We start from the raw sequence: 9269 nt of genomic DNA, 5'->3' as shown, positions 1-9269 counted from the left end.
GGCGGTGATGGCAAAAGCACCAGCAATCTCCCCCCTCGAGGGGGAGATGTCGCCAAAGGCGACAGAGGGGGTCGCCGCGCGTGAAGCGCCGACGCCGTGCGGTCCAAGAGAGGTCGCGTCAGCCGGACCGACCCCCTCTGGCCTGCCGGCCATCTCCCCCTCGAGGGGGGAGATTCCGCGCGCAGCGTCTTCAACAATGAAATCTACAATTTCCATTTCCGCGATCCTTCACGAGCGGATTGTTCCACAGGCGAGCCCGGGCGGGCGACAGGCGCCCACCTGGGATGATCTGAGCGGTTCTTTCGAACCGTCAGATCACGTAGGATCGGAGAGGCTCGAAGCCGTTGAAGGCGACCGAGGCGTAGGTCGTGGTGTAGGCGCCGGTGCCCTCGATCAGCACCTCGTCACCGATGGTCAGCGACAAGGGCAGCGGATACGGCGTCTTCTCGTACATCACGTCGGCCGAATCGCAGGTCGGGCCGGCGAGCACGCACGGTGCGGTCTCGGTGCCGTCATGCGCGGTGACGATCGGGTAGCGGATCGCCTCGTCCATCGTCTCGGCGAGACCGCCGAACTTGCCGATGTCGAGGAACACCCAGCGCACATTGTCGTTGTCGGCCTTTTTCGAGATCAGCACGACTTCCGACTTGATGACGCCGGCATTGCCGACCATGCCACGGCCCGGCTCGATGATGGTTTCCGGGATGGCGTTGCCGAAGTGCTTGCGCAGCGCCGAGAAGATCGCCTGGCCGTAGGCCTGTGCCACCGGCACATCCCTGAGGTAACGGGTCGGGAAGCCGCCGCCCATATTGACCATCTTGAGCACGATGCCTTCCTCGGCGAGCGCCGCGAACACCTTCTTGGCATCGCCGAGCGCACGGTCCCAGGCAGTCAGGTCGGTCTGCTGCGAGCCGACATGAAACGACACGCCATAGGCGTCGAGCCCGAGCGTCCTGGCATGGCGCAGCACGTCGACCGCCATCGCCGGCACGCAGCCGAACTTGCGCGACAGCGGCCATTCGGCACCTTCGCCGTCGGTCAGCACGCGGCAGAACACACGGGCGCCGGGCGCAACGCGGGCGATCTTGTCGACCTCCTCGACGCAGTCCACCGCGAACAGCCGAATGCCGAGCTGATAGGCGCGCTGGATGTCGCGCTCCTTCTTGATGGTGTTGCCGAAGGAGATGCGGTCCGCCGGCGCACCGGCGTCCATCGCCATCTCGACTTCGGCAACGGAAGCCGTGTCGAAGGACGAGCCCATCGCAGCAAGCAGGCGCAGGATTTCCGGCGCCGGGTTTGCTTTCACCGCATAGTAGATTTTCGAATCGGGAAGCGCCTTCTCGAAAGCGCGGAAATTATCGCGCACGACATCGAGGTCGACGACGAGGCAGGGGCCGTTCGGACGTCGGGTGGCGAGGAAGTCAAGGATGCGCTGGGTAGCCATCGGGTCTCTCCATCAGCGCCTTTCGGCGCGCACAAAGGCTGCGGGACACGGGTCATCGACCTCGCGAACACGCGGTGGACAAAGGCGGGACGTCAAATCCATGGAACCAGCCGGTGGAGACCCCGGAACCATGAAACGCCGTCTCGCGGCGGTGAACCTTGGCCTTGCCCGGCCTCGGTTCGCTTTGTCTGCCTTGGCTTGGATGGGAGACCCGTCCGCACTGCCGGCAATGAAGGTGTGCCTCTTCAGTAACCCCGGTCTTTGGACGACCGGCAGAACACCAGAAAGGCCCGCACCGTCGTTGCTTCAAGGTGTCCTCGGGCTGGCGGTTGGCCGCTAAACCGACTGGAGGGGTTGGCTCCAGTTACCTTACCGATATCCCTCACCATTTGAGGATCGGCGGACACCCACAGGCACGTGCGACTTTGGGCAAGCGCGATATAAGGTCGAAGGATTTCACAATCAATAAAAATCGTACGTCAGGTTGTAAAATTCCTAGCATCGAACAATGTTGCAACAGCTGTATCCGGATATCGAACGCATGACAGGCACTCGCGGCCCCCTGAACGCTTTTCTCGACCTAGACGATATCCCTGTATCCAATGCGCAGTCCGGCCCGCTTGCCGGCCTGCGGCTGGCCGTCAAGGATATTTACGACGTGGCCGGCTACCGCACCGGCTGCGGCAATCCGCAGAAATACCAGGAGGTTTCACCCGCCCCCGCGACAGCGCCGGCCGTCCGGGCGCTGCTTGATTCGGGCGCGCGCTTCGTCGGCAAGACGCAAACGGATGAACTGGCCTTCTCCCTGATGGGGCTGAACGCGCATTTTCCGTCGCCGGTCAATCCGGCAGCGCCGGACCGCATCACCGGCGGCTCGTCCTCAGGTTCCGCCGTTGCGGTCGCTAGCGGGCTGGCCGACATCGCCGCCGGATCCGACACCGGCGGCTCGATCCGCGCCCCGGCAAGTTTCTGTGGCTTGATCGGCCTCAGGGTCACGCATGGCCGCATTTCGCTCGATGGCACCATGCCGCTGGCCCCCTCCCTCGATACGTTCGGGTGGTTTGCCAAGGACATGACCACCTATGACAAGGTCGGCGCGGTGCTGCTCGGTGACGATCTGCACCGCCACGAATTGCAGCGCCCCATCGCCCTGGATGCGCTGGACGGACTCATGCTCGGCCTGCAGGAGGCGGACGAGTATCGCGGCATGGTCCAGCATGTCTCTTCGGTGATCGGCACGCCGCGGATGATCGCGCCGCTCTCGCATTCCACCGACGATCTATACTGGTGCTTCCGCAAGCTGCAGGGGTACGAGGCCTGGCAAAATCATGGTGCCTGGATCTCGCAGAGCAACCGGATGCTGGGCCCCGGCGTCAAGGAACGCTTCGAGCATGGCGCGACCATCGACGCCGCGATGGCGCGACATGAAACGGAGCGCCGCGACGCCTTCCGCCTCGAACTCGCCGAGCGTCTTGGCGAGGATGGCGTTCTTGTACTGCCGACCGTTCCGGGCGCCGCCCCGCTCAAGGCCGATTCCTTCGACGATTTACAGACGTACCGTGAACGCGCGCTGAGACTGTTGTGTCTTTCCGGCCTGTCCGGCTTTCCGCAAATCACCCTACCGCTAGGCCAAGTCGACGGCGCTCCATTCGGCCTGTCGCTGCTTGGACCGAAGAACAGCGACCGGCAGCTGATTGCGCTCGCCGCGCGCATCCTTTCAGCCCGCCAAAGGAGCGCATGACATGGATACGCTGACCCGCATGCGCGCCTTCATCGACGTGGTCGAGGCCGAAGGTTTTTCAGCAGCGGCGCGCAAGATCGGGCGCTCCAAGGCGCTGCTGTCCAAATATGTGCGCGAGCTGGAGGACGAGCTCGGAGCGCTGCTGCTCAACCGCACCACGCGGCAGTTCTCGATGACAGAGGCCGGCCACACCTATTACCGCCGCGCCTCGGAAATCGTGCGTGAGGTCGACAGCCTGGCCGATGCGGTGCGCGAATCCTCCGGCGACGTGCGCGGCAGGATCAAGCTTTCGGCGCCGCGCACCTTTGCTGACGCACCGATCGGACAATCGCTGATCGACTTCGCCAAGCAGCATCCCGACATCGTGCTCGACATCCATCTCGACGACCGCTTCGTCGATCTGGTCGAGGAAGGTTTCGATCTCGCCGTGCGCATTTCGCGGCTGGAAAACTCTTCGCTGATCGCGAGGCGTCTAGCGCCGTTTTCGGTGCGGCTCTGCGCATCTCCCGAGCTGATCGCCAAGCACGGCATGCCGGTGCGGCCGCAGGACCTTGGCCGCGTGCCCTGCATCATCGACACCAATGGCCGCTGGCTGACCAACTGGCCGTTCAAGGGCGACAGTGGCGATACGGTAACCGTCTCGGTCTCCGGTCCGATCGAGGTCAACAGTCCGATGGCCGCAAGAGCCGCCGCGGTGGCTGGATTGGGATTTTCCATCCTGCCGGATTTCATCGCCGCTCCCGACATCGAAAGCGGCCGGCTGGTGACTGTGCTGGATGACCGCATCCTTTCGGGTAGCGGCATTTTCGCCGTCTATCCGCACCGGCGCTATTTGCCTGCCAAGGTTCGCGTTTTTGTCGATTTCCTGGTGCAGTGGTTCAAGACGAATGACAGCGCATGAGCTTTCAGCCGCCTGGCGGTCCCATTTTCGCCCCCTTTCTGGTAACTCTCGATATTTACCGAAGTCGATGGAATCGCGACCGAGAATGCATCTGAAACGGCAAGCAATCATGATGGCTTCGGCCATGGCGGCGACATTTGCCATGGTCGTGCCGGCCGAAGTGCATCCCCACGTCTTCGCCGAGGCCCGCCTCGAAGTGGTTCTCAGCCCGGATCACCAAACTGTGAAGGCGTTGCGCCATCTCTGGCGCTTCGACGATTTGTTTTCGAGCACGGTGATGATGGAATTCGACAAGAATTCCGACCTGAAGCTCGACGACAAGGAGCTGAAGGAAGTCGCCGACACCGTCCATGCTTCGCTGGCGGAGTTCAATTACTTCCAGCTCGTCACCGTCGACGGCAAGGACGAGGCGATGAACCCGCCGCCGCAGCTGATGGCAAATTTCGAGAACGACCAACTCATCATCCTGTTCGAATCCGAACCGAAGGCGCCGATGAAGCTGGCCGGCAAGATCGATATCGGCGTCTACGACCCGACCTTCTACACGGCGATCGATTTCACCGAGGATGCCAATCTGCAGGTCGATGGCATGCCGTCGAAATGCACGAGCAAAGTCGTTCGTCCGAACCCCGACGAGGCAATCGCCGAGAACCAGAAGACCCTGACGGACGCCTTCTTCAACGATCCGACAGGCACCGATATGAGCAAGATCTTTGCGACCAAGCTTGAAATGAACTGTCAGCCAGAAGGATAATCCGGTGACGAAACCGTCCCTGCGTTTGGCGTTCGGCCTTTTGGCTGCCGTGCTTGTGATGACGCACTTGCTCGGCGCCGCCCACGCCCAAAGCTCGCTCGGCATCGGCACCAATGACGGGATAGCTCCCACCACCGGCCCGTTCGCCCATGTCCTGATGTGGATCAATCTGCGCCAGCAGGAATTCTACCGCGCGCTTGCCGGCGCGATGAAGGCGATGCGCGAGGACGGCAGCAAGTTGTGGCTGCTTATCGGCCTGTCCTTCGCCTATGGCATTTTCCATGCTGCCGGCCCCGGTCACGGCAAGGCGGTGATCTCGTCCTACATGGTGGCGAACGAAGTCGCGCTCAAGCGCGGAATCATGCTGTCCTTCGTCTCGGCCCTGCTGCAGGCGCTGACGGCCATCCTGGTAATGATGCTCGCCTACTTCGTCTTGCGCGGCACCGCTATATCGATGACCGATGCGGCATGGTTCCTCGAAATCATGAGCTATGTCTTCGTCACTCTGTTCGGCGCCTGGCTTTTGTGGCGCAAGGCCGGCACCGCCATCCTTCGCCTGTTAGGGGTAAACCCTGCCTACAGCCTCTCGGCGGCTCATGCCGGCCATTCGCATGCCAGCCACGCACATTCCGCGCATGCGCATTCGGAACATTCCCATGCGCTTCGCGCACATGCCGGCCGCGACCATGATGCGCATGACCATGATCACGGCACGCACAACCATCACCATGGCCATGGCCATGGCGGGCACGATCATCATCACCATGCGGCGGGCGAAGTCTGCGAGACGTGCGGACATTCGCACGCGCCCGACCCGACGCTGCTTTCCGGCGACCGCTTCGACTGGCGCACCGCCTGGACGGCGGTGGCTGCGGTCGGTATCCGGCCCTGCTCTGGCGCGCTGATCGTGCTGAGCTTTGCCATGCTCAACGGGCTGTGGCTCGGCGGCATTCTGTCGGTGCTGGCCATGGCGCTCGGCACGGCGATCACGGTCTCGGTGTTGGCGACGCTGGCGGTGACGGCCAAGAACTGGGCGGTCTATTTCGCCGGCGACGGCCGCATGGGCAACCGCATCCACTCGATCGTCGAGATCGGCGGCGCCGCTTTCGTCTTCCTGTTCGGGTTGCTGCTGCTTTTGGCGAGCCTGGCGGCTGGCGGATGACGCCTTGATCGGACGCGCAGCCCTCCAGTACTGACTACGAATTGTCGATCTCAGCGCCGCCCCTCATCGCCCTGCCGGGCACTTCTCCCCGCATAGTGACGGGGAGAAGGAGCTGGCCGCGCTGCTTCTGGCAGCGCTGGCGATTGGCGAAGCCGTCGATGAGAGGACCCCTCGCCCCGTTTACGGGGAGAGGATGCCGGCAGGCAGGTGAGGGGCAGTGCCGAGGTCGACAATGGCGTAGTACCGAAGGCGGCAGCCCACCATGACCTGAATATCAACGTAAGTTAGATCTTCCCGTCCAGCTCGTCCTCGATATGGGCGCGGATGATGTCGTCGAAGCTGGTTTCGGCGGCAAAGCCAAGCTCCCTTGATCGCCGCGCCTCGAACCGTGTCGGCCAGCCCTTCACGATCGCCCAGATCGTGTCGTCGGGCTCCTCGCGGATCAGGTTCACCGCCTTGGCGCCGGCAATGCGCTCCAACGCCTCGATCTGCTCGCCGACCGTGACGGCGACGCCGGGCATCGTCAGATTGCGGCGCGGCCCGACGGCGCTGCCGTCGATCCCTGCCGCGTGGATCAAAAAATTCACCGCCGAGCGCGGGCTGGCGTGGGTGTGCACGACAGAGCGCGGCACCGGCAATATCGCTTCCTGGCCGCTTAACGGCTCGCGGATGATGCCGGAGAAAAAGCCTGAGGCCGCCTTGTTTGGCTTCCCGGGCCTGACGCAGATGGTCGGCAATCTGATGCCGATGCCGTCGAAGAAACCGCGCCGTGTGTAATCGGCCAAGAGGGCTTCGCCCATCAGCTTCTGCGTGCCGTAGGAGGTCAATGGCGTCGGGTGGAACTCGTCGGGGATGACATCCGGGAACGGCGCGCCGAACACGGCGATCGACGAGGTGAAGACGACGCGCGGCGCAAACCCGGTCAGCCTTATGGCATCGAACAGCGCCCTGGTGCCGTCGAGATTGACGCGGTAGCCGAGATCGAAATTGGCTTCCGCCTCGCCCGATACCACACCTGCCAAGTGGAAAATCACGTCGGGGCGCGACGCGACCAGCCTTTCCGTCGCGCTCGGCGCAGCAAGATCGCCGGTGTGGATGACAACATCGACGCCTTCCAGGACCGGCGCCCGCGGCGGCACGATATCGTGAAGGTCGAGCGCGGCGATCTTCCGGCCGCTGAGCGTTCCGTCTTTCGCCAGCCGGGCGATGAGCTTGCGGCCGACCATGCCTGCCGCACCGGTTATCAGGATACGCATATCATTTTCCTCTTTTGCGCTGGCTGCGACCGCGCAGCCAAAACACGACGAAGATGGCCACCATGAAGACAGCGGCAATAGCAGCGGCAAGAATGGTCGAGACGCGGCCGACCGCCAGCATCACGGTTGGCAAATAGTAGGCGGCGATGCCGAACAGGATCAGCACCCAGAGGGCGCCTATTGCCGCATTGCGCGTGTCGCGGTCCATCAAGTGGTCCCGACGCTGCGGAAATTCATCAATTTGGTTACCAATGCCATGGAACTCCCGGTGTCAGTGATAGTGGCCATGATGCGGAGCCACATTGTGCGCATGGTCGTGCTCGCCGTGGTGCTCATCATGGCTGTCGGCGCATTGGCCGAATTCCGGTTCTACGGTGGCGTGGGCAATTCCATGCTCGGCGGCAAGCCGCTTCTTGATGGCGCTGACCGCTTTGTGGGCATCGACGCCATCGTTGAGGCAGGCATGCAAGGTCGCCATGTTGCTTGACCCGTCAAGCGACCAGACATGCATGTGATGCACTTCGCGAACGCCCTTGATTGTCCCCTCTATGTCCCTGGCGATCAGGTCGCGATCGAGGCTCGCCGGCACGCCTTCGAGCAGGACATGGGCTGCTTCGCGCATCAGCGACCAGGCCGTGGACAGGATCAGCAGCGAGACAAGGACTGACAGGATTGGATCGATAGGCGTCCAGCCCGTCGCCAGGATGATCAGGGCAGCTATGATCGCCGCCGCTGAGCCGAGCAGATCGCCGAGCACGTGCAGGATAGCGCCGCGCATGTTCAGGCTGTCGCGGTCGCCGCCATGCAGCACGAAGAAGGAGCCGATATTAACCAGCAGACCGGCGATCGCAACGACCAGCATCGGCCCGCCGAGCACGGGCGCAGGCGTCAGCAGGCGTTCCCAAGCCTCATAGATGATCCACAATGCAATGGCGAAGATCGCGATGCCGTTGGTATAGGCGACCAGCGTCTTGACCCGGCCAAAACCGTAGGTGAGGCGAACGGTGGCCGGGCGGCCGGCCAGATGAAAAGCATACCAGGCAAGGCCGAGCGCGATACAGTCGGCGAGCATGTGGCCGGCATCCGCCAGCAGCGCCAGCGATCCCGTGAAGAGACCGCCAAGCGCTTCCACGACCATGAAGCCGGCAGTCAGGCAGGCCGCGATCAGCACCCGTTTCTTGTCGGTAGAGCCGTGCACATGACCGGCGCCGTGGCTGTGATCATGCCCCTGCGAACCGTGATCATGGGTATGCGCCATTCACGAACTCCCGCTACGCACCGAACTCGGCACGGAAATCCTCGAGCCGTCGCTTCTGCCGGCCGTCGCCCTCGAAATTGGCCGGATCGAGCCATGCCTCATAGGCTCTGCGCAATGCCGGCCACTCTTTGTCGATGATCGAGTACCACGCGGTATCGCGGTTTTCGCCCTTGACCACAAGATGCTGGCGAAAAATGCCCTCGAACTTGAAGCCGAAACGTTCCGCCGCGCGCTTCGACGGCTCGTTACGGTTGTTGCATTTCCATTCGTAGCGGCGATAGCCAAGCTCGTCGAAGATGTATTTCATGAACAGGAACTGCGCTTCCGTCGCCGCCGGCTTGCGCGAGATCAGCGGACCCCAATAGATGTTGCCGATCTCGATCACGCCATAGGCCGGATCGATGCGCATCAGCGTCTGGCGCCCGGCAATTTTTCCGCTGGCCTTGTCGATGACGGTGAAGAACAGCGGATCTTCGCTGGCTTCGGCCTTGTCCAGCCAAGGCTGGAAGGCGGCACGGGTCTGCGGTGGATAGTCAGGCAGCCAGGCGAAGCGGCCATCCACGTCGGGCACCGAGGATGCTTCAAACAAGCCGCCGCCGTGCTTTTCAGCGTTGAGCGGTTCCAGCCTGACATAGCGCCCCTCCAGCACTTTGCGTTCGGGCCGCGGGCGCGGTTGCCAATTCTCGAGATTTTCCGACACCAAAAACTCCAATCCGTTTGACTTTTGTGAGCGGACGCTCACAAAAACGGTCG

10 protein-coding genes are annotated in these 9269 nt (G+C 62.8%); 4 read left to right on the top strand and 6 right to left on the bottom strand.

The window, feature by feature from the left end:
- Positions 1-216, bottom strand: a 216-nt coding sequence (locus EOC94_RS34385) for a hypothetical protein (protein WP_210212097.1), incomplete at its 3' end; no start/stop codon positions are given.
- A 94-nt stretch (positions 217-310) separates the two neighbouring features.
- Positions 311-1444 (bottom strand): ornithine/lysine decarboxylase, encoded by a 1134-nt coding sequence (gene odc2 / locus EOC94_RS27115; RefSeq protein WP_127294566.1) that lies wholly within the window; start codon positions 1442-1444, stop codon positions 311-313.
- Positions 1445-1985: 541 nt separating this feature from the next.
- On the opposite strand from odc2, the gene EOC94_RS27110 reads away from it, so the two are divergent.
- The 4 genes from EOC94_RS27110 to EOC94_RS27095 all read left to right on the top strand — a co-directional run bounded on the left by EOC94_RS27110 (position 1986) and on the right by EOC94_RS27095 (position 6002).
- Positions 1986-3185, top strand: a complete 1200-nt coding sequence (locus tag EOC94_RS27110) for an amidase (RefSeq protein WP_127294564.1) — start codon at positions 1986-1988, stop codon at positions 3183-3185.
- Between the two features lies 1 nt (position 3186).
- Positions 3187-4086 (top strand): LysR family transcriptional regulator, encoded by a 900-nt coding sequence (locus EOC94_RS27105; protein ID WP_095484093.1) that lies wholly within the window; start codon positions 3187-3189, stop codon positions 4084-4086.
- Positions 4087-4171: 85 nt separating this feature from the next.
- Positions 4172-4840 carry a DUF1007 family protein gene (locus EOC94_RS27100; protein ID WP_126105147.1) on the top strand — a complete coding sequence of 223 codons (669 nt, stop codon included), beginning with the start codon at positions 4172-4174 and terminating at the stop codon, positions 4838-4840.
- Between the two features lie 58 nt (positions 4841-4898).
- Positions 4899-6002 carry a nickel/cobalt transporter gene (locus EOC94_RS27095; RefSeq protein ID WP_127294572.1) on the top strand — a complete coding sequence of 368 codons (1104 nt, stop codon included), beginning with the start codon at positions 4899-4901 and terminating at the stop codon, positions 6000-6002.
- Between the two features lie 284 nt (positions 6003-6286).
- Here EOC94_RS27095 and denD read toward each other — a convergent pair whose 3' ends face one another.
- From denD to EOC94_RS27070, 4 genes are all read right to left on the bottom strand, one after another.
- Positions 6287-7258, bottom strand: coding sequence for a D-erythronate dehydrogenase (denD, locus tag EOC94_RS27085; protein ID WP_127294562.1), 972 nt, complete (start codon positions 7256-7258; stop codon positions 6287-6289).
- Position 7259: 1 nt separating this feature from the next.
- A complete protein-coding gene (locus tag EOC94_RS27080; RefSeq protein ID WP_095484090.1) occupies positions 7260-7466 on the bottom strand; it encodes a hypothetical protein in 207 nt (68 codons plus the stop codon).
- 63 nt (positions 7467-7529) lie between these two features.
- A complete protein-coding gene (locus tag EOC94_RS27075; protein ID WP_127294560.1) occupies positions 7530-8516 on the bottom strand; it encodes a cation diffusion facilitator family transporter in 987 nt (328 codons plus the stop codon).
- Positions 8517-8529: 13 nt separating this feature from the next.
- On the bottom strand, positions 8530-9216 hold the full coding sequence (locus EOC94_RS27070; RefSeq protein WP_127294558.1) for a GNAT family protein: 687 nt from the start codon (positions 9214-9216) through the stop codon (positions 8530-8532).
- Positions 9217-9269 lie beyond the last annotated feature (53 nt).

It is taken from the genome of Mesorhizobium sp. M6A.T.Ce.TU.016.01.1.1 (assembly GCF_003997065.1).
GTDB lineage: Bacteria > Pseudomonadota > Alphaproteobacteria > Rhizobiales > Rhizobiaceae > Mesorhizobium > Mesorhizobium mediterraneum.
The sequence above is the reverse complement of the archived record's forward strand: the minus strand, read 5'-3'. Positions and strand labels throughout refer to the sequence as shown.

What these genes read in the sequence shown, in the direction of transcription:
- odc2 (WP_127294566.1), bottom strand. Translation starts at nt 1,444, where the DNA reads ATGGCTACCCAGCGCATCCTTGACTTCCTCGCCACCCGACGTCCGAAC.
- EOC94_RS27110 (WP_127294564.1), top strand. Translation starts at nt 1,986, where the DNA reads ATGACAGGCACTCGCGGCCCCCTGAACGCTTTTCTCGACCTAGACGAT.
- EOC94_RS27105 (WP_095484093.1), top strand. Translation starts at nt 3,187, where the DNA reads ATGGATACGCTGACCCGCATGCGCGCCTTCATCGACGTGGTCGAGGCC.
- EOC94_RS27100 (WP_126105147.1), top strand. Translation starts at nt 4,172, where the DNA reads ATGCATCTGAAACGGCAAGCAATCATGATGGCTTCGGCCATGGCGGCG.
- EOC94_RS27095 (WP_127294572.1), top strand. Translation starts at nt 4,899, where the DNA reads ATGACGCACTTGCTCGGCGCCGCCCACGCCCAAAGCTCGCTCGGCATC.
- denD (WP_127294562.1), bottom strand. Translation starts at nt 7,258, where the DNA reads ATGCGTATCCTGATAACCGGTGCGGCAGGCATGGTCGGCCGCAAGCTC.
- EOC94_RS27080 (WP_095484090.1), bottom strand. Translation starts at nt 7,466, where the DNA reads ATGGACCGCGACACGCGCAATGCGGCAATAGGCGCCCTCTGGGTGCTG.
- EOC94_RS27075 (WP_127294560.1), bottom strand. Translation starts at nt 8,516, where the DNA reads ATGGCGCATACCCATGATCACGGTTCGCAGGGGCATGATCACAGCCAC.